Below are 18,539 nucleotides of genomic sequence, written 5' to 3'. Positions count from 1 at the left end.
CTCCAGTCCCACGCTATTGTCACCGGGCAACCATCGGTCACACAGCGTGTGAATAGACTGCCCCGAATCACCTGGACCATCACCATCACATGGGACGGGCATTTCAAACGCTGTACAACGCCAGATGGCCTGCATAGAGTGGCCCCTCGACACTGAGTGGCCGGCCAGGCCAGCCGACGCTCGAGAACATAAGGATGGGGACATCGTGCTTCGTACGCGACGAACGCGCAGAACGATCACCGCGCTGGCGATTGCCGCCACAGCAGCTCTCGCCGTACCGGCGGGCGCGCTCGCCCAGCCCGCACCGGCACCCGCCCCGATCCAACTGCCCGCAGGGCTGGACATCGAGGCACTCGCGTCTCTCGCGCCCGCGATCCTCGGCGCGGCGGCAGGTCCGCTCGACATCGCGCAGCCGTCCAACATCGCCGGCGGCCCGCAGGCCGACCTGCTCGCGCAGGCCAAGGCGCTGCTCGAGTCCTCCAACCTGCCTCCGCAGACGAAGGAGACCCTGCAGAAGGTCATCACCTTCCTCGACGGCAGCGGTGGCGGCGGACCGGCGTTGCCGCCCAAGGACGGCCCGGTGATCGCGCAGTTCCTGTACCCGACCATCGGCAAGGGCTGCATCGGCCCGACCTCCGATTCGATCGGTACCGCGCTCGCCGTCCCCGGACCGGCGCACCTGCCGCCCCCCGGACCCACTGCCGGCCAGGCCGGCTTCGTGTTCACCGCCCTGGGCACCAAGTCGGCCACGGCGCAGCAGCCGAACCCGCTGACCGTCTCCTGGGTCAACATCGACAGCCGCAAGTCCGGCAATGCGACCCTGACCACCGCCTCGCGGATCAACCCGGACGGTCCGGCGACCCTCTCCGCGATCGCGGACACCGGCCACGGCCGCGTGCTCGCGGTGATCTCGGGCGGACTGACCACGCAGGCCGAGGGCGCAGCCCCGATCACCTGCAGCTTCCTGCCGACGGTCGGGACGGTCTTCGTCCCCTGACGCAGCCGTACATGACGGAAGGGCTCCTCGCGATGCGCGAGGAGCCCTTCTGTCATGTACGGGCCTGTGGTACACCAGGGAATGGCCTACCCCCAGAGTTCCCGACGGCAGCACTCCTGGAAGTCGACCCACGCCAGGCGCTCGATTCTCTCGATCCGCTCCGAGGGTTCGATCCTGTCCATCGGCTCGGCGTACTCGATCCTGTCGATCGGCAGCGTGGGCTCGATCCTCTCGATAGGCTCCATCGGCTCGGCCGGTTCCGCGCTGTCCACCGGCTCGTTCGGCAGCCTCGGCTCGGCGCTGTCGGGCCTGTCCCGCTGGTCGGTGCTGTCCTGGCGGGCGGACGGCGACAGTGGCAGCGAGCGACCGCTGCACGTGCTGGCCGAGGAGCCGGAGCTGGCGACCTCACCCACCGCACACACTCAGACCTGACCCGGCACACCATGATCGACGTATCGACAACCCACGACGGAGGCAGCGTGACCGAGCTGGACCACGGCAAGAAGGCGACGGCGACCGAGAGCGGTCGGTGGACCAGGGCGGAGCTCGAGGAGGCGTTCGCGGGCTACCAGCGCACGGTGGTGGAGGCGAAGCGGACCGGCGACTGGAACCTCTTCGCGGACATGTTCACCGAGGACGCGACCTACATCGAACACGCCTACGGCAACTTCTCCGGCCGCGAGGAGATCCGCAGGTGGGTCGTCCGCACGATGACCCGATTCCCCGGCAGCCACATGACGGAATTCCCCGCGCTCTGGTACACCGTCGACGAGGAGCGCGGTTGGGTGATCTGCGAGATCGACAACCCGATGCCGGATCCCGGTGACGGCAGCGTGCACGGCGCGTCGAACCTGACCATCCTGCACTACGCGGGCAACGGCCTGTGGTCGTGCGAGGAGGACGTCTACAACCCGATGAAGTTCCTCGAGATGGCCAAGCGGTGGTGCCGCAGCGCCGAGGCCGCGGGCGCGCTGCCGGACGAGGCCAAGCAGTGGCTGGCGGCGGTCGGCGCCTGACCGATCGGCAGGGCGCTCAGGGCTTCGTCGTCGGAGGCGGGGTGGACGGTGCCGTCGACCCCGCCGAGACGCCCTGGTAGATGTCCGAGGCCACGGCGTAGAGGAAGTCGATGATCACGTTCATGGGCGTTCTCCGTCCCGATCGAATCGATTGTCGTGTCCTGTACGTCGTACAACGGGACCCGCGCCGTTACGGCACGAATGCCCGCGTTCGTCGGCCGCCGGGGACTACGCTTGGCGACTATGAAAATTGCAGCAGCAGTAATCGCCGCCTCTGCCATTTCACTCGCCGTCGCAGGCTGCAGTTCGAACAGCAGCGACACCACGACCACCACCGCGAATGCCAAGGACAAGGCTTCCGCCGCAATGAGTTCGGCCGCGAACGCCGTCGGCGGAGCGGTGTCCTCGGCCAGTGCCGCGGCGGGCAGCGCCATGAGCAAGGCCCAGGGTGCGGTGGACACCGTCAAGACGACCACCTTCACCGTTGCGTTCAAGGCCGGCTTCCCCAGCCTCGCCGAGGGCCGCGACGACGCGGCGATCGCGGACATCCTCAACCAGACCTGCGCGGACATCGCCGCCAACCAGGACGAGGCCAAGGTCGTGACCGGACTCGAGACCCGCGCCGGGAACAACGGCGTGCCGGCGACTCAGGAACAGGCGCAGCACATCTACGACCTCGCCAAGCCCCTCTGCTGACCGGCCTCGCCCACGCAGGTGGTCACCGGACGGAGCGCTGCGGCCTCAGCTCGGTGACCACTGGCCGTGCCGGGGCTGCAGGATCGCATTGAGGTCGACACCGACGCCGTCGATGGCGCGCTTGTCGATCTCGAACTGGTGCAGATGCGCGGACGGATGCACGTATCCCTTGGGGGTACCCCAGTTGTGCTGCCAGTAGTACGCCCCCAAGCCTTCGTCGACCAGGGCGTCGAGGGTCGGCGAGTTCGCGTACACGCCGGTGTTCGCGTGCCCGAGAACCGACTCCCAACCCTGCAGGTACGGCACGATCAACCGCTCGATGTCGGCGTCGCTCGGGTTGTCGTCGATGGAGGCGTAGATCGGGCTGTCGTCGGGACCGCCCGCCGCCCGGTGCAGTTCGAGGCCGCGCTGCGCGTGCCGCTTGCCCGCCTCGAGGCCTCCGCGCCAGTCGGCCGTGCTGCCCTTGCCGAACTGGTAGCACGAGACCACCTCCAGCCCGGCCGCGGCGAGGGCGGTCGCCTCGTCGGCGAGCATCGGCTTGCCGGTCATCCACTTCGCGTCGGGCCTGCGGTCCGAGACGTAGCGGATCGCGCCCGCGTGACCGGCCGCCCTGATCGCCTCGGCATCGGGCACACCGCCCGCGTAGTCGACCAGCGTGCCGAGGTTGGGCGCGGCCTGCGCAAGGGAATTCGTCCCCAGCGCGGCGACACCGAGGGCCGCCGAACCGACGGCCGCGTACTTGAAGAGTTCTCGACGGGAAACCTGCACGTTGCCTCGCATCTTCGATGGCCGGACTACCGGTGTGCCTGACGATTCGAAACCACGGTCGCCGGTAGCCTTGACGGTTTCGTGCATTTCACCACAGTCACTCTGGTGTCGCCAGTCACACCGGCTCCACCAGTCACAACAGTATTCATCGAGCCTGGACACCGCGGAACCGATCGGCGGTAGTCTCGGGAGGTATCCACACCCTTCCCTCCCCGAGGAGGACGAGGCTGTCATGGCCAAAGAAACGTGGTGGGTCATCGCACCCGAGAGCCGATTCTCGTTCGAGCAGCAGGCAAACGGCGATCTCGTCGTCACCGACACGTCGGCGGCGGAACAGCACGTCCTGCACGGCTACGAATGGATGCACGTCAAACACGGAGACGAGGGAGAGCACCGGATCAAGGTGCACGGCGAGGGACCACCGCCGTTCGGGCAGTGGGTAGCCCTCGACGAGGGTTGACCGCCCACATCCTGAGCAAGGCTCACAATTCGCCGTCGTCCCGGCGGCCCACCGAGTACCCTTCCCGCGGGGGTCGCCGACGCCGCGGTCTCGGCTGCGCGGCGCCGTAGGCGGCGGTGCGCATCGGGCGCGCCGCAGCACTAGCGGGGAGGGTATTTTCACGTGCCGTACATGGCATTCGGGCTGATCACGCTGCTGCTGTGGGTCTTCTGCCTGGTCGACGTGCTGACCAGGCAGGACTGGGAGGTCCGCAACATCCCCCGGATCGGCTGGATCCTGATCGTGCTGCTGGTCCCCACGATCGGCTCGATCCTCTGGCTGGTGTTCGGCCGTCCGGAGGGTCCGGTTCGCCCGCCGAACCAGCGTCCGCATCCGTCCACGTTCGGCGAGTACGAACGACCGGGGCGGCACATCGCACAGAATCCCGACGACGACGAGGCCTTCCTCCGGCAGTGCCGCGAACGCGCGGAGGAGCAGCGCCGGATCGCACGGCAGCAGCGCCTCGCGCGTGAGGCCGGAGACGAGTAACCCCGGAATAACGTGCGCCTGCACATAGTTACCTCAGGTCATGACCGAGCCCAGCATCCCCTTGCCCGTCGACGGACTTTTCGAGCCTTTCGCCGTCAAGTCGCTCCAGCTGAACAATCGATTCGCCATGGCCCCGATGACCAGGGCCTTCTCCCCGGACGGGATTCCCGGCGACGACGTCGCCGAGTACTACCGCCGACGCGCGGCGGGCGGCGTCGGGCTGGTCATCACCGAGGGCACCTACATCCCCGACCCGGCCGCCGGGCCGCTCACCCGGGTGCCGCGGCTCTACGGCGACGAGAGCCTGCGCGGCTGGAAGGCGGTCGTCGACGCCGTGCACGCCGAGGGCGGCTCGATCATCCCGCAGCTGTGGCATCTCGGCGTCGAACGAGGTGACCGCCCGCGACTGAATCCGGACACACCCACCGTCAGCCCGTCCGGTCTCGCCCTCGACGGCACACCCCTCGGCCGCGCCTTCACCACGGCCGACCTCGACGACCTGCGCGAGTCCTGGGTGGCGGCCGCGGTGAACGCGAAGGACGTCGGCTTCGACGGCATCGAACTGCACGGTGCGCACGGCTACCTGCTCGACGAGTTCCTGTGGTCGCGGACGAATGTCCGCACCGACGGATACGGCGGCACGCTCGCGGCCCGGACCCGCTTCCCCGCCGAGGTGGTCGCCGCCATCCGGGAGGCAGTCGGCGAGGACTTCGCCATCGTGTACCGCTACTCCCAGTGGAAGTCGAACCACTACGACGCGCGCCTCGCCGACTCGCCCGCCGAACTGGAGCAGGTGCTGGCGCCGCTGGTCGCCGCCGGCGTCGACGTGCTGCACGCGTCCACCCGCAGGCACTGGGAGCCGGCGTTCGCCGACCTGACCGGCGCCGACGCGGACCTCGGCCTGGCGGGGTGGACGAAGAAGCTCACCGGGCTGCCCACCATCACGGTCGGCTCGGTCGGCCTCGACAAGGTCTTCACCACCGCGTTCACCGCCGACGGGGCGTCCGGCACCGTCGGTGTCGACCGCCTGCTCGCGCAGTTCGAGAATGGGGAGTTCGACCTGGTCGCCGTCGGTCGCGCGCTGCTCGCCGACCCGAACTGGGTGAGCAAGCTGCAGGCGGGCCGCACGGACGATCACATTCCGTACGCCAACGAGCACCGCGAAGTCCTGCACTGACCGCTCGCCGGCGTCGGCGAGCTAGTCCCAGAACTGCAGCCAGCGCACCGATCCGAACAGGGCGAGCGTCGCGGCGTAGAGGACCAGGACGGTCGCGGCGCCGGCGAGGCTGATCCGGGCGTCCGCCCCGTCCACCGGGTCGAGCCAACGCCGGAACCGCGCGGTCACCGCGGGCATCAGGGCGAACGTCAGGAGTCCGACGCTGACGAGCTGGCCGAGCCAGGTCGACAGCCAGGGCGGTGCGCCCCAGTCGACGAAGTGCGGCGTGACGAACCGAGACAGGGTCATCACCGTCGGGTACAGGACGAGCAGGACCAGCATCGCGGTCTTCCACCGCGGCGTGACCGTGGCCCTGCCGTCCTGTACCCGCAGGATCGAACCGAACGGCGTGCTGCTCGCGATCACCGCGAAGTCCTCGGTCAGCTCCGATCGGAGCTCCGGCAGCGCGTCGGCGCGCCTGCGGGATTCCATCCACGACGCGAGCTGGCGGTCGGTGCGGAAGCGGAGCACCGAGAACCAGCGGCCCGGTCCGCGTGGACCGAGCACGGCGGACCCCTCGAATCCGGGGAACTCGGCGACCACCGCCGCGAGCCGCGCCTGCGCGGCCACGAACTGCGGCTCCCGTCCTTGGGCGACGGGATGCTCGAAGACCGCCGTGCCGGGCGGGAGGTGGCCCTGGACGAGGATGAGGTCCGCGCTCGTCCGGCGACAGCCCACGGCCACCCCCTCGGCCAGCAGGCGTCTGCGGTCCGGGTCGTCCAGCCACCGCTGCAGGTTCTCCTCGGAGTCGAACGTGACCGAGACCGCCCAGTCGAGTTCGCGCGCCTCGTCCGCGGCGACGCGCGCCTCGACGAATCCGGCTGCCCGGGCGGCGGCCGCACCCATCCGATCCGCCCAGTCGACGAAGGTGACCGCGTCCGGCTCGCGGTGAAACACCGTCACGGCTGTCGCGGCGGCGGTCATCTCGACGTCAGCTCAGCGTCATGTGCCACACGAGGGCGGCGGCCAGCGCGCCGACACCGTTGAGCGACCAGTGCAGGGCGATCGGCGCGAGCAGGCTGCCGCTGCGCCGACGCAGCCAGGTGAACACGAAGCCCGCGGCGGTGGTGGCCGCGACCGCGCCGGCGATCCCGAGCACTTGCCCGGCGACGCCTCCGCCGAGGATCCCGGTCAGGCCCTTGTTGCCGGTGGTGAGGCCGAGCGACGAGGCGATGTGCCAGAGCCCGAACAGCAGCGAGCCCGCCGCGAACACCCCACGCGCACCCCAGGCGCGGTCCAGGGTTCCGTGCAGCACCCCGCGGAACGCGAGTTCCTCCGGGATCACGGTCTGCAGCGGGATCACGATCATCGAGGCGATCAGCGCGCCGGAGACGGTGGCGTAGCGGTCGGCCATGAAGAACTGCCGGGTGATCGGGAGTGCGACCCCGACCGCGACCACCGCGAGGACGACGCCGACCGCCGCGAAGGCGTACAGCGAGCCCTTCCGCCAGTGCCGCGGCGACAGGCCGAGTTCCGCCCAGCCGAGCCCGCGGCGCTTGGTCAGCGCGACGAGCACGACCGCCGCGATCGGCACGGTGGCGACGCTGGCCCAGGCGTTGGTGAAGTGCGCGACGAGGTTGGTTCCGACCAGCACCACCACCACGACGGCGACGTCGAGGTAGGCGTGAAACCGATGTCGGGGGCGGGGCGCGTCCGAGGGGTGGTCGACCTCGACGACGGAGTCCGCGTATCCGGCCTCGACGCTCATATGCGCTTCACCTGCCCACCTGTTCGGTCCACCCCGACCAGTGTACGGATCGCCGCGGCAGCCAATGTGACTGCCGTCACACCGGATTGCGGGAGAACGCCCGCGTCGGAGCCGCACCACGACGGGTCCGGTGGCCGTATGATCCCCGCCTTCGGCGCGGCCGATGCGCACGTTTAGCCTGAACTGGACTCCACACGCCCATGTTCAGGAGATGTGACGATGGCCGACTTCCTCTACGAGGACCTGCTGCCGATCGGTGACGACCCCACCGAGTACCGGCTGCTCACCACCGAGGGGGTGTCCACCGTCGAGGGACCCGACGGCCGGACGTTCCTGCAAGTCGAGCCGGAGGCGCTGCGACTTCTCACCGAGACCGCGCTGCACGACATCTCGCACTACCTGCGCACCGACCACCTGAAGCAGGTCGCGAGCATCCTCGACGATCCCGAGGCGTCGAACAACGACAAGTTCGTCGCGCTGGACCTGCTCAAGAACGCGAACATCTCCGCGGCGGGTGTCCTGCCCATGTGCCAGGACACCGGGACCGCGATCGTGATGGGCAAGCGCGGCCAGCAGGTGCTCACCCCCGGTGACGACGAGGAGTCGATCGCCCGCGGCGTGTACGACGCGTACACGCGCCTGAACCTGCGCTACTCGCAGAACGCTCCCATCACCATGTGGGAGGAGAAGAACACGGGCAACAACTTGCCCGCGCAGATCGAGCTGTACGCGGACACCGCGAAGGGCCACGAGAACTCCTACAAGTTCCTCTTCATGGCCAAGGGCGGCGGATCGGCCAACAAGTCGTACCTGTACCAGGAGACCAAGGCCATCCTGAACCCGGACTCGATGATGCAGTTCCTCGAGGCCAAGATCCGCTCGCTGGGCACCGCGGCCTGCCCGCCGTACCACCTCGCGATCGTCGTGGGCGGCACATCCGCCGAGTTCGCACTCAAGACGGCCAAGTACGCGTCGGCGCACTACCTGGACGAGCTCCCCACCGAGGGCGCGATCACCGGCCGCGGCTTCCGCGACCACGAGCTCGAGAAGCAGGTCTTCGAGCTCACCCAGAAGATCGGCATCGGCGCGCAGTTCGGCGGCAAGTACTTCTGCCACGACGTCCGCGTCATCCGTCTCCCCCGGCACGGCGCCTCCCTGCCCGTCGCCATCGCCGTCTCCTGCTCGGCGGACCGCCAGGCCAAGGCGAAGATCACCCCCGAGGGCGTCTTCCTCGAGCAGCTCGAGTTCAACCCCGGCCGGTTCCTGCCCGAGGTCACCGACAGCCAGCTCGACGCCGAGACGTCCGGCGTCTCGGGCACCGGCAAGGGCGCCGCGGTGAAGATCGACCTCACCAAGCCGATGCCGGAGATCCTGGCCGAGCTGTCCAAGCACCCGGTCAAGACCCGGCTGTCGCTGACCGGTCCGCTGGTCGTCGCGCGCGACATCGCGCACGCCAAGATCAAGGAGCGCCTGGACGCCGGCGAGGAGATGCCGCAGTACCTCAAGGACCACCCGGTGTACTACGCCGGTCCGGCGAAGACCCCGGACGGCATGGCCTCGGGTTCGTTCGGCCCCACCACCGCCGGCCGGATGGACTCCTACGTGGAGCAGTTCCAGGCGGCCGGCGGCTCGATGGTCATGCTGGCCAAGGGCAACCGGTCAAAGCAGGTCACCGACGCCTGCGACACGCACGGCGGCTTCTACCTCGGCTCGATCGGCGGCCCCGCGGCACGCCTGGCGCTCGACTGCATCAAGCACGTCGAGGTCATCGAGTACGAGGAGCTCGGCATGGAGGCGGTCTGGAAGATCGACGTCGAGGACTTCCCGGCGTTCATCGTCGTCGACGACAAGGGCAACGACTTCTTCGCGCACACCGGCGAGGTCACCCTGACGATCGGCAAGCGCCCCGGCCTGTAGGCCCGAACAGCGCGAGAGGCCCGGCGGATCGAACGAATCCGCCGGGCCTCTCGTGTTCCCGGGGTTTCCCGGGTTCCCCTGCCAGAATCGGGCGATGCAGAGTCCTCCGCCCGGCCATCCCGCTCCCGCCGACCTGGTGCTCTTCGGTGACATCGTCACCATGCACGAGGCACTCCCCCGCGCCGACGCGCTGGCGGTCCGCGACGGCCGGATCGCCGCCGTCGGCGACCGGTCGAGCGTCGAGCCGCTGATCGGCGCGGGCACCAGGACCGTCGACCTCGGTGACGCGTGCGTCCTGCCCGGCTTCATCGAGCCGCACGGGCATCCGCTCGAAGAGGCGGTCGTCCTCGGCCCGGCCATCGCCGACATTCGGCCGGTCACCGTGTCCGACGCCGACGCGGTGGTGCGCACGGTTCGCGAGACGGTGGCGGCGAGGGGCGCGGCCGGGGCCACCCTGAACGGCTGGGACCCGTTGCTGCAGAAGGGACTTCCGGCCCCGACGCTCGACTGGCTGGACTCCGTCGCGCCACGGCATCCGTTGGTGATCCTGCACAACTCCGGCCATGTCGCCTACTTCAACTCGGCGGCCGCGGCCCGGGCCGGCATCACCCGCGACACCCCCGACCCGGTGGGCGGCTCCTACGGCCGGGACGGGTCGGGCGAGCTGGACGGCTCCGCGTTCGAGGTGCCGGCGGTGTTCGCGGTCGCGGGTGCGGCGCTGACTCCCGGGGACGGCCTGGCCGAGCTGCTGTCCGCCGAGTGCGCGCGGCTGAACGCGGCAGGCATCACCACGATCGCCGAGATGTCGTTCGACCCGCGGCTGCGGCCCGCGCTCGCGGCGGTCGCGGCGTCCGGCGCCCTGACCACCCGGCTGCGCCTCTACGAGATGTCCACGGCGGCCCTGACGAGCGAGGCCTCGCCCGGCGACGGTGACGACCGGGTCCGGCAGGTCGGCATCAAGGTGTGGTCGGACGGTTCGCCGTGGGTGGGCAACATCGCGACGCGATTCCCCTACCTCGACACCGAGGCCACCCGCGGGCTCGGCATCGCGTGCAGCCACGGCCACGCGAACTACACCGGCGAGCAGATCCACGACATCACGTCCGCGTACTTCGAGAAGGGCTGGCAGCTCGCGTGCCACGCGCACGGCGACGAGGCCATCACCATGGTGCTCGACGCCTGGGAGCGGGTTTTGGGCGAGCACCCGCGCCCCGACCACCGGCTGCGACTCGAGCACGTCGGCGCGATGCGGCCGGACCAGTTCCGGCGGGCGGCGGACCTCGGCGTGACGGTGAGCATCTTCGTCGATCACCTGCACTACTGGGGCGACGTGCTGGTCGACGACCTCTTCGGTCCCGAGCACGGCGGGTCCTGGGCCGCGGCGGGCTCGGCACTGGCCGCCGGGCAACGGTTCTCGTTCCACAACGACGGACCGGTCACCCCGGCGAACCCGCTGCGCAACATCGCCGACGCGGTCACCCGGCGCACCCCGTCGGGCCGGGTCGCCGCGCCGGACGAGCGGATTCCGGTCGCGGCGGCACTGCGAGCGCAGACCGTGGATGCGGCCTGGCAGCTCTTCGACGAGGACAGCATCGGGTCACTGTTCCCCGGCGCGTACGCGGATCTGGTGGTGCTCTCCGGAAATCCCCTCGACACCGACCCGGACGCCCTGGCCGGGCTCGAGGTTCGAGCCACCGTGCTCGAGGGACGGACCGTGTTCGGCGAGCTGTAGCGGCGGGACGCGGAAGGGCCCGGTGGAGCAGCTGCTCCACCGGGCCCTTCCGGTCCGGATCGTCTCGGCTGTCGGACGGCCTACGGCCCGACGGCGAGCAGGCTCGCCAGGTCAGTGGCGGTGGCCTCCCCGACGTAGGGAACCAGGGCGTCGTAAATGTAGGTCGACATGTCGTGACTCCGTTCGATTGCTGCGTCGCTGCCGGTTTTGTCCCGGCGCAGGCCACAGCGTATAGGTGTTGCAGCGGGTCTGCCACCACTCTCGCGTCATTCGGCCGGCCGACCGACGGCCGCAGCGTCCCTCACCTCGGCCACCGCCGCCCGGAGCAGGTCCTCGTAGGTGTCGACGTCGGTCATCACCGACGGACTGGTCACGATGCTGAGCGTCACCGTGTCGCCGATGCCGTGCACCCCGTGGGTCAGTCCCATGAACTGCGACAGCGCCGGGAAGCCCGCGGTGAACCGCACCGCGGCACCGCCCAGCGTCAGGTCGGCGGGCCCGCGGGCGACGCTCGAGACGACCGTGTGGCCGGTGACGGTGTCCGGGACCGCGGTGAAGTCGAACTGCTCGACCCCGCGGCGCACGAGCACGGCGGGGATCGCGGCCATCGCGCGGTCCTCCGCCTCGCGCGCCGGATGATCGCCGCGCAGGCGGCGCGTCTGCAGCGACTCCGCGATCGACTCGGCCCGTTCGCGCGGATCCTCGACGTCCGGGAACAGGTCGACCGCGAGGTTTCGGAAGTGGTTGCGCGCCAACGCCGGTCCGGACTTGGCGACGGTCACCTCGGCGGCCAGCCCCTCCTCGATCGCGATCCCGTGCAGACCCAGGTACCGGGTCAGGGCCAGCGAGATCGCCGTCATCGCACCGACGGTGACGCTCGTTCCCGCCCCACGCAGGTCGGCGGCGTCGAGGACGACGGTTCGGATCGTCCGGTACTCGTTCGGCCTGGCGTTGGTGGACAGCTTGGGCAGGCTCGGCGGCTTCGCGGGCACGAGGCCGGCCTCGGTGTCGCGTTCGAGTTGCCGGTGCGTGCGGTGCGCCGGCCCGGCGCGGCGGATCGTCTGGGCGACCTGGACCGGCAGTCGGGCGGCGGCCGCGGCGAACGCGAGGGCCGGTCGCCACGGCCGGTCCTCGGTGGGCGCCGGGGCCTCTTCGGAGAACAGTGCCCGCGCGATCTCCGAGGCGCGGGTGCCGTCCGCCAGCGCGTGCGCGACCTGCAGCACAGCGACGACCGCCGGGCCCTCCTCGCAGCGGGGAGCGCCCTGCACGGGACCGAAAAGGTGTAGGCGCCAAGGCGATTCGGACGGATCCAGCCTGCTGGTCAGCAGGCCGGCGACGGCGTCGCGGCAACGCTCCCAGGACCGCGGGCCGGACCCGTGCACGCGGACGTGGCCGCCGTCGACGGCCATCGGCACCCAGTGCGGGTAGTCGGCACGCAGCGGGATCTCGCCGACCTTGACACGCAGGTCGGGGATCAGCGCCGCCCGCCCGAGCAGGGCGGCGCGGATCTCGTCGAGCCCGTCGGTCGGGTCGGCGAAGCAGTAGAGCAGGAACTGGTCGGTGGGAATCTTGCGAGAGATCCAGTACGACTGCGCATCTGGGGCGAACATCCGCATCACCGACAGAAGATAGCAGCGCCGGTCCGGCGTCGCGGGGGCGACGTCGGACCGGCGCTCGCTCACACCGTCGCGGCGAGGCGGCTGGCGAGCAGCCCGGTGAATCGCACCGGGTCGTCGAGCTCGCCGCCCTCGGCGAGCAGCGCCATGCCGTACAGCAGCTCCGCGGTCTCGGCGGGGGCGGTGTCGTCGGGACGAGCGGCGTGGGCGGTGCGCAGCGCCGCGACGAGCGGGTGGTCGGGGTTGAGCTCGAGGATGCGCTTGGTCTGCGGCACCGGCTGCCCGGACGCCCGGTACATGCGCTCGAGGGCGGGCGACATGCTGAAGTCGTCGCCGACGATGCAGGCAGGCGAGGTGGTCAGCCGGCTCGACAGCCGCACCTGCTTGACCTGATCGCTCAGCGTCCCGGTCATCCAGGTGAGCAGGTCGGCGAAGTCCTTCTCCCGCTCCTCCCGCTCGAGCTCGTTCGCCTTCTTGTCGTCCTCGGTGTCGAGGTCGACCTCGCCCTTGGCGACGGACTGGAACGCCTTGCCGTCGAAGTCGGGGACCTGCGCGGCCCACACCTCGTCGACGGGGTCGGTGAGCAGGAGCACCTCGAGTCCCTTCGCCTTGAACGCCTCGAGGTGCGGGGAGTTCTCGAGCAGCTGACGCGAGTCGCCGGTCGCGTAGTAGATCTGCTCCTGCCCGTCCTTCATCCGGCCCACGTAGTCGGCGAGGGTGGTCAGCTCCTCGTCGCTGTGCGTGGAGGCGAACGAGGAGATCTCGAGCAGCGCGTCGCGGTTGTCGGAGTCCGAGACCAGACCCTCCTTGAGCGCGCGCCCGAACTCCGACCACAGGGTGCGGTAGTCGTCGGGACGCTCGGCCTGGATGTCCTTGACGGTCGCGAGGACCTTCTTGGTGAGCCGTCGGCGGATCGCGCGGATCTGCCGGTCCTGCTGGAGGATCTCGCGAGAGACGTTGAGGGAGAGGTCCTGTGCGTCGACGACACCCTTCACGAAGCGCAGGTACTCGGGCATCAGCTGGTCGCAGTCGTCCATGATGAACACGCGCTTGACGTAGAGCTGGACGCCGGACTTGCCGTCCCGCATGAACAGGTCGAACGGTGCGTGCGACGGGATGAAGAGCAGCGCCTGGTACTCGAAGGTGCCCTCCGCCTTCATCGGAATGGTCTCGAGCGGGTCGTCCCAGGCGTGCGCGATGTGCCGGTAGAACTCCTTGTACTCGTCCTCGGAGACCTCGTCGCGCGAGCGCGCCCACAGCGCCTTCATCGAGTTGATCGTCTCGGACTCGATGGTGACCTGCTCGGTGCCACCCTCCTCGGTCGCCGGGGTGCGGCGCTCGACGTCCATCCGGATCGGCCAGGCGATGAAGTCGGAGTACCGCTTGACCAGTTCGCGGATCTTGTGCGCGGACGTGTAGTCGTGCAGGTGGTCGCCGGTGTCGACGGGCTTGAGGTGCAGGGTCACCGAGCTGCCCTGCGGCGCGCCCTCGACGGTCTCGATGGTGTAGGTCGCCTCGCCGCTGGACTCCCACCTGGTGGCCTGCTCCTCACTGGCGCGGCGGGTCAGCAGCGTCACCTTGTCGGCGACCATGAACGTCGAGTAGAAGCCGATACCGAACTGACCGATCAGTTCCTCCGAGGCCGCGGAGTCCTTGGCCTCCTTCAGCTTTCGACGCAGTTCTGCCGTGCCCGACCTGGCGAGGGTGCCGATCAGGTCGACGACCTCGGCGCGGGACATGCCGATGCCGTTGTCCCGGACGGTGAGGGTCCGGGCGTCCTGGTCTGCCTCGATCTCGATGTGCAGGTCGGAGGTGTCCGCCGCGAGGTCCTTGTCGCGGTAGGCCTCGAGCCGCAGCTTGTCGAGTGCGTCCGAGGCGTTGGACAGCAGCTCCCTCAGGAAGGAGTCCTTGTTCGAGTAGACCGAGTGGATCATCAGGTCGAGCAGCTGGCGGGTCTCCGCCTGGAACTCCAACTGCTCCCGACCGGGAGCGTCCTGTTCTCCGATGTGCGCGTTCACTTCGTATTCCTTTCGACAGCGGTGACCCGCTCCCGGACACGTCGTCGGGATTTTAGCGCCGGCCCGGCCCACCATTGCCATGCCCGGTCGGTGGGAGGAGGGTGTGAAGTGGGGTTGACCGGTGGCGCCGCCGGGGCGCCGCCTCGAGCAGAAAGGGGTGGATCGTGTACGCGCGCTCTACCACTATCCAGGCCCACCCGTCCCACATCGACGCAGGTGTCAAGCACATCCGCGACACCGTCATGCCCGCGCTCGCCGACCTCGAGGGATGCGCCGGACTCTCGCTGTTGGTCGACCACGACACCGGACGCTGCATCGCCACCAGCTCGTGGATGGACGAGGACGCGCTGCGCGGCAGCGAGGGGCCCGTCAATGACATCCGCGACCGCGCCGTGGAGATGTTCCACGGCACCGCCCACGTCGAGCGGTGGGACATCGCGGTCCTTCATCGCGACCATCGCTCCCAGCGCGGCGCCTGCGTCCGCGCCGCCTGGCTCAAGATCGAGCCGGGGCGCATGACCCGGGCCGTCGACGTGTTCAAACTCGTCGCGATGCCGTCGATGCAGGAACTCGAGGGTTTCTGCAGCTCGAGCCTGATGGTCGACCACGCCGCCGGCCGGGCGGTCGTCTCGGTGACCTTCGACAGCCACGACGCCATGGACCGGAACCGGGACGCGGCCGAGGCGCTGCGGACCAGAGTCGCCCGGGAGATGGGAGCCGAGGTGCTCGAGGTGTGCGAGTTCGAGCTCGCGATCGCGCACCTGCACGTGCCCGAGATGGCCTGACACCGCAACCCGGGGGCGGCGAATACGCCGCCGCGGGTCCGGCTGCGCGGATACGCTCGCGGGGATCGATCGCGCGCAACCGGGAGGCGCAGATGAACCGGACGTGGCGTGGCCTCACCGCGGTGGCGGCCCTGGGCGTGGCGGTGACCGCGTGCGACGCGCAGTCGTCGTCGACGGCGCAGCCCCGGTGGGGCACTGAGTGGACCCCGGCAGAGAGAATCTCGTCCACCGACCCGATCGTCGGCCCCGCCCCACTGGCGCTCGAGGTGCCGTTCGCGCCGACACCCGTCGACACCACCGACGGCACCAGCCACCTCACCTACGAGGTGGTGGTGACCAACGCGACGACGGTGCCGTTGACGGTGCGCCAGGTGACGATCGCCGCGGCGGATGCGCCCGGCACGCCCCTCGCGACGTACGGGGCCGACGCCGTCGCGCCCAACATGAACCTCGCAGGCGACCACACGACTCCGGTCGCCCGACTGCTGCCCGCCCAGACCGGGATCTTCTACGTGGACCTCGCCCTGGCCGGCGGAACCCGGGCCCCCGGCGCGGTCGCGACCTCGATGTCAGTCGTCGCCGACGCTCCCCCGCCCGCACCACCCTCGGAGGGCGGCACCCTGACCGGCATGGTCGACGAGTCCGGCCCACCGGCGGTGCCGACTCCCGACACGACGGTCACAGTCCCTGTCTTCGACGGGAAGGTCCCGGTCATCGGGCCGCCGCTGGCCGGGGACGGCTGGGCGGCGATGGAGGGGTGCTGCGGCTCCGACACCCACCACCGGCGCGGCGCCTGGTCTGTGAACGGCAAGCTGCTCCTGTTCAAGCGGTACGCGATCGACTTCCTCGGCGTCGACCGTGACGGCTTCGCGTACCGGGGCGAGAACAACAAGGAGAACTACGTCGGGTACGGCCAGGACGTGCTCGCGGTCGCGGACGGGACGATCACCTCCGCGGTGGACGGCAAGGCGGAGAACGTCGTCGGCGCCCCGCAACCCGAGCGGGACTTCACCGAGGCGATGGGCAACAATCTGGTCCTCGACCTGGGCGACGGACTGTACGCGGCCTACGCGCACCTGCAACCGGGCAGCCTGCGCGTGAAGGCGGGCGATCGCGTCACCCGCGGCCAGGTCCTCGGCAAGCTCGGCAACACCGGGCAGTCGACCGCCCCGCACCTGCACTTCCAGGTGATGGACAACACCAATCCCGCACTGGCGCAAGGCGCGCCGTTCGAGTTCGACTCCTTCGCCCTGGCCGGGCATGCCACCCTCGAGGACGTCACCTACCTGCCGACGCCCGAACCGCGGACGGATCAGATGCCGTTGAGCCAGACCGTCCTCGACTTCCCCACCCACTAGTCCTAGAACACGAACGGGATCAGCCGGGTGGTCCGGCGCATGTACCGGCGGTACGGTTCGCCGAGCTCGGCGGCCAACAGGCGTTCCTCGTACGGGATGCGAACGAGGTAGGCCGCCGCCAACCCCAGCACGGCGAGCGGGGCCAGCCAGTTGGTGTAGGCGACGGTGAACCCGAGCGCACAGATCAGCGCGCCCGTGTACGACGGATGCCTGACCCACCGGTACGGGCCGGTGTCGACGACGGTCTGCCCGGGGACCGTCTGGACCCGGAAGGTGAACGAGGACCCGAGTTCTCGGACCGCACGCAGCCGCAACCCCTGACCCGCCGCCGCGACCAGCAGCCCCGCGGCGAACCACCACCACTGCCCGTCGACGACCACCGTCGCGGTCGCCAGCACGCTGACGGCGAGTCCGCCGAGATACGAGACGAGCAGGCCGAGCCCCACCGCGAGACCGCTGCGATCGCGCGGGCGCGACGCCGACGGCCGGAGCCGGCCGATCCGGTACTCGGAGAACAGGAATGCCGCGAACGCCGCCGCCAGCACCGCGCCCGCGACCGGATCGGTCGCGAACAGCGGCAGGACCCGGCCGGGTTCGGTCACGTCATCGCCTCAGCGCGCCTCGAGACCGGTGCCCACGACGGTCGAGCGTTCGACGAGGAAGCCGTCGGCGCCAGCGGGGGCCATGACGGGTCTCCGTTCCGGGCCGTGCCCACGGCGGCTCCATCAGCGCATCATCCCTCGTGTCGGGGGCGCTCGCTACCCGGCAATCCGTGCGCATCATCGCCCCGTTTCGCCGTGACCGCGCCGCGGCGTGCGGTATAACACGTTCTAGTTTTCTTGCGTCGGCGACACCACACGGCGCAGCCGACGACGGTGGCCGACCAGCGGCCACGCGCACAAGACGAAGGACCTCGATGCACTGGTACACCGGGAACACCACGTACGACACCGTGCTGACCCTCGCGTTCGCGTTCGCCGCGTTCGTGATCGTCGGCAGCTTCTTCGCCCAGAGTTCGTACGGGCGCTTCTCCTCCACGAATCTCGGGTTCAACCTCAACCCGAAGCTCGGCTGGTGGCTGATGGAGATCCCGGCGACCGTGGTCTTCCTGGTGTGCTACCTGACCGGGCCGAACCGGTTCGAGCCGACGTCACTGGTCCTCGCGGCGATCTGGCTGATGCACTACGCGAATCGCGGCTGGTTCTTCCCGCTCGCGATCCGGCAGGTGCCCGGCAAGCGCAGCACGTTCAACATCTCGGTGATCGTGATGGGCATGCTGGTGACGTCGATGCACGGGTACCTCAACGGCGCACTGTTCAGCCACGACTACTTCGGCCAGTACGGCACCGACTGGCTGACCGATCCCCGGTTCCTCGTCGGACTGGTCGTCTACCTGTCCGGATTCGCACTGCTGGTCAGCTCGGAGTCGATCGTGCGGAACCTGCGCGACAAGAAGAACCCCGGCGCCGCCGAGTACCGGATCCCGTTCGGCGGCGGGTTCCGCTTCGTCACCAGCCCGGCCTACCTCGGCGAGCTGATCGCCTGGTCCGGCTTCGCGCTGCTGACCTGGGCCTTGCCCGGCGTCGTCATCCTGCTCATCACCGCAGGAAACCTCATCCCCCGAGCGATCGCCACCCACCGGTGGTACCAGGAGAAGTTCACCGACTACCCCACCGACCGCAAGGCCCTGGTGCCGTACCTGGTCTGAGTCTCTCCGACACCAA

Annotated in this window: 18 protein-coding genes; 12 read left to right on the top strand and 6 right to left on the bottom strand. The window is 69.8% G+C overall.

Annotation, left to right across the window (positions count from 1 at the left end; translation table 11 throughout):
• Positions 1–205: 205 nt before the first annotated feature.
• From ACFVH2_RS07745 to ACFVH2_RS07730, 4 genes are all read left to right on the top strand, one after another.
• On the top strand, positions 206–997 hold the full coding sequence (locus ACFVH2_RS07745) for a hypothetical protein (protein ID WP_378420100.1): 792 nt from the start codon (positions 206–208) through the stop codon (positions 995–997).
• A 54-nt stretch (positions 998–1,051) separates the two neighbouring features.
• Positions 1,052–1,429, top strand: coding sequence for a hypothetical protein (locus tag ACFVH2_RS07740; protein WP_378420101.1), 378 nt, complete (start codon positions 1,052–1,054; stop codon positions 1,427–1,429).
• Between the two features lie 56 nt (positions 1,430–1,485).
• A complete protein-coding gene (locus ACFVH2_RS07735; RefSeq protein WP_378420520.1) occupies positions 1,486–2,013 on the top strand; it encodes a nuclear transport factor 2 family protein in 528 nt (175 codons plus the stop codon).
• A 243-nt stretch (positions 2,014–2,256) separates the two neighbouring features.
• Positions 2,257–2,709, top strand: coding sequence for a hypothetical protein (locus ACFVH2_RS07730; protein ID WP_378420102.1), 453 nt, complete (start codon positions 2,257–2,259; stop codon positions 2,707–2,709).
• A gap of 45 nt (positions 2,710–2,754) precedes the next feature.
• Here the strand turns inward: ACFVH2_RS07730 and ACFVH2_RS07725 are convergent, their stop codons facing one another.
• Complete coding sequence (locus ACFVH2_RS07725) at positions 2,755–3,489, bottom strand: DUF1906 domain-containing protein (protein WP_378420103.1); 735 nt, start codon at positions 3,487–3,489, stop codon at positions 2,755–2,757.
• Between the two features lie 220 nt (positions 3,490–3,709).
• Between ACFVH2_RS07725 and ACFVH2_RS07720 the strand changes: the two genes are divergently transcribed.
• The 3 genes from ACFVH2_RS07720 (at position 3,710) to ACFVH2_RS07710 (ending at position 5,642) form a co-directional block, all read left to right on the top strand.
• On the top strand, positions 3,710–3,937 hold the full coding sequence (locus ACFVH2_RS07720; RefSeq protein ID WP_378420104.1) for a maltose regulon activator MalT: 228 nt from the start codon (positions 3,710–3,712) through the stop codon (positions 3,935–3,937).
• A gap of 162 nt (positions 3,938–4,099) precedes the next feature.
• Positions 4,100–4,465 (top strand): PLD nuclease N-terminal domain-containing protein, encoded by a 366-nt coding sequence (locus tag ACFVH2_RS07715; RefSeq protein WP_378420105.1) that lies wholly within the window; start codon positions 4,100–4,102, stop codon positions 4,463–4,465.
• Positions 4,466–4,505: 40 nt separating this feature from the next.
• Complete coding sequence (locus ACFVH2_RS07710; RefSeq protein WP_378420106.1) at positions 4,506–5,642, top strand: NADH:flavin oxidoreductase; 1,137 nt, start codon at positions 4,506–4,508, stop codon at positions 5,640–5,642.
• A gap of 21 nt (positions 5,643–5,663) precedes the next feature.
• On the opposite strand, the gene ACFVH2_RS07705 is transcribed toward ACFVH2_RS07710, so the two are convergent.
• Entirely contained in the window at positions 5,664–6,605 is a 942-nt protein-coding gene (locus ACFVH2_RS07705; RefSeq protein WP_378420107.1) for an antibiotic biosynthesis monooxygenase, read from the bottom strand.
• Positions 6,606–6,612: 7 nt separating this feature from the next.
• Positions 6,613–7,389: a CPBP family intramembrane glutamic endopeptidase gene (locus ACFVH2_RS07700; protein WP_378420108.1), complete on the bottom strand. Its 777-nt coding sequence runs from the start codon at positions 7,387–7,389 to the stop codon at positions 6,613–6,615.
• 219 nt (positions 7,390–7,608) lie between these two features.
• Here ACFVH2_RS07700 and ACFVH2_RS07695 point away from each other — a divergent pair, with 219 nt between their 5' ends.
• Both ACFVH2_RS07695 and ACFVH2_RS07690 read left to right on the top strand, forming a co-directional pair.
• Positions 7,609–9,306, top strand: a complete 1,698-nt coding sequence (locus ACFVH2_RS07695; RefSeq protein ID WP_378420109.1) for a fumarate hydratase — start codon at positions 7,609–7,611, stop codon at positions 9,304–9,306.
• 94 nt (positions 9,307–9,400) lie between these two features.
• Positions 9,401–11,038: an amidohydrolase gene (locus ACFVH2_RS07690; protein ID WP_378420110.1), complete on the top strand. Its 1,638-nt coding sequence runs from the start codon at positions 9,401–9,403 to the stop codon at positions 11,036–11,038.
• A gap of 266 nt (positions 11,039–11,304) precedes the next feature.
• Here ACFVH2_RS07690 and ACFVH2_RS07685 read toward each other — a convergent pair whose 3' ends face one another.
• Positions 11,305–12,648, bottom strand: coding sequence for a wax ester/triacylglycerol synthase domain-containing protein (locus ACFVH2_RS07685; RefSeq protein WP_378420111.1), 1,344 nt, complete (start codon positions 12,646–12,648; stop codon positions 11,305–11,307).
• A 68-nt stretch (positions 12,649–12,716) separates the two neighbouring features.
• Complete coding sequence (gene htpG / locus ACFVH2_RS07680) at positions 12,717–14,660, bottom strand: molecular chaperone HtpG (protein WP_378420522.1); 1,944 nt, start codon at positions 14,658–14,660, stop codon at positions 12,717–12,719.
• A 176-nt stretch (positions 14,661–14,836) separates the two neighbouring features.
• Here htpG and ACFVH2_RS07675 point away from each other — a divergent pair, with 176 nt between their 5' ends.
• Positions 14,837–15,457, top strand: a complete 621-nt coding sequence (locus tag ACFVH2_RS07675) for a hypothetical protein (RefSeq protein WP_378420112.1) — start codon at positions 14,837–14,839, stop codon at positions 15,455–15,457.
• 92 nt (positions 15,458–15,549) lie between these two features.
• On the top strand, positions 15,550–16,815 hold the full coding sequence (locus ACFVH2_RS07670) for a M23 family metallopeptidase (RefSeq protein WP_378420113.1): 1,266 nt from the start codon (positions 15,550–15,552) through the stop codon (positions 16,813–16,815).
• 2 nt (positions 16,816–16,817) lie between these two features.
• Here the strand turns inward: ACFVH2_RS07670 and ACFVH2_RS07665 are convergent, their stop codons facing one another.
• Positions 16,818–17,417: a methyltransferase family protein gene (locus ACFVH2_RS07665; RefSeq protein WP_378420114.1), complete on the bottom strand. Its 600-nt coding sequence runs from the start codon at positions 17,415–17,417 to the stop codon at positions 16,818–16,820.
• 314 nt (positions 17,418–17,731) lie between these two features.
• Here ACFVH2_RS07665 and ACFVH2_RS07660 point away from each other — a divergent pair, with 314 nt between their 5' ends.
• Positions 17,732–18,523 (top strand): 3-oxo-5-alpha-steroid 4-dehydrogenase, encoded by a 792-nt coding sequence (locus ACFVH2_RS07660; RefSeq protein ID WP_378420115.1) that lies wholly within the window; start codon positions 17,732–17,734, stop codon positions 18,521–18,523.
• Positions 18,524–18,539 lie beyond the last annotated feature (16 nt).

The organism is Rhodococcus sp. NPDC127527, from assembly GCF_042672245.1.
Lineage (GTDB): Bacteria > Actinomycetota > Actinomycetes > Mycobacteriales > Mycobacteriaceae > Rhodococcus_G.
Note: the sequence above shows the minus strand (reverse complement) of the source record. Positions and strands in the feature narration are given on the sequence as shown.

Coding starts and splice junctions, on each gene's coding strand:
- ACFVH2_RS07700 (WP_378420108.1), bottom strand. CDS start 7,389: ATGAGCGTCGAGGCCGGATACGCGGACTCCGTCGTCGAGGTCGACCAC.
- ACFVH2_RS07720 (WP_378420104.1), top strand. CDS start 3,710: ATGGCCAAAGAAACGTGGTGGGTCATCGCACCCGAGAGCCGATTCTCG.
- ACFVH2_RS07695 (WP_378420109.1), top strand. CDS start 7,609: ATGGCCGACTTCCTCTACGAGGACCTGCTGCCGATCGGTGACGACCCC.
- ACFVH2_RS07660 (WP_378420115.1), top strand. CDS start 17,732: ATGCACTGGTACACCGGGAACACCACGTACGACACCGTGCTGACCCTC.
- ACFVH2_RS07685 (WP_378420111.1), bottom strand. CDS start 12,648: ATGTTCGCCCCAGATGCGCAGTCGTACTGGATCTCTCGCAAGATTCCC.
- ACFVH2_RS07670 (WP_378420113.1), top strand. CDS start 15,550: ATGAACCGGACGTGGCGTGGCCTCACCGCGGTGGCGGCCCTGGGCGTG.
- ACFVH2_RS07710 (WP_378420106.1), top strand. CDS start 4,506: ATGACCGAGCCCAGCATCCCCTTGCCCGTCGACGGACTTTTCGAGCCT.
- ACFVH2_RS07725 (WP_378420103.1), bottom strand. CDS start 3,489: ATGCGAGGCAACGTGCAGGTTTCCCGTCGAGAACTCTTCAAGTACGCG.
- ACFVH2_RS07740 (WP_378420101.1), top strand. CDS start 1,052: ATGTACGGGCCTGTGGTACACCAGGGAATGGCCTACCCCCAGAGTTCC.
- ACFVH2_RS07705 (WP_378420107.1), bottom strand. CDS start 6,605: ATGACCGCCGCCGCGACAGCCGTGACGGTGTTTCACCGCGAGCCGGAC.
- ACFVH2_RS07730 (WP_378420102.1), top strand. CDS start 2,257: ATGAAAATTGCAGCAGCAGTAATCGCCGCCTCTGCCATTTCACTCGCC.
- ACFVH2_RS07690 (WP_378420110.1), top strand. CDS start 9,401: ATGCAGAGTCCTCCGCCCGGCCATCCCGCTCCCGCCGACCTGGTGCTC.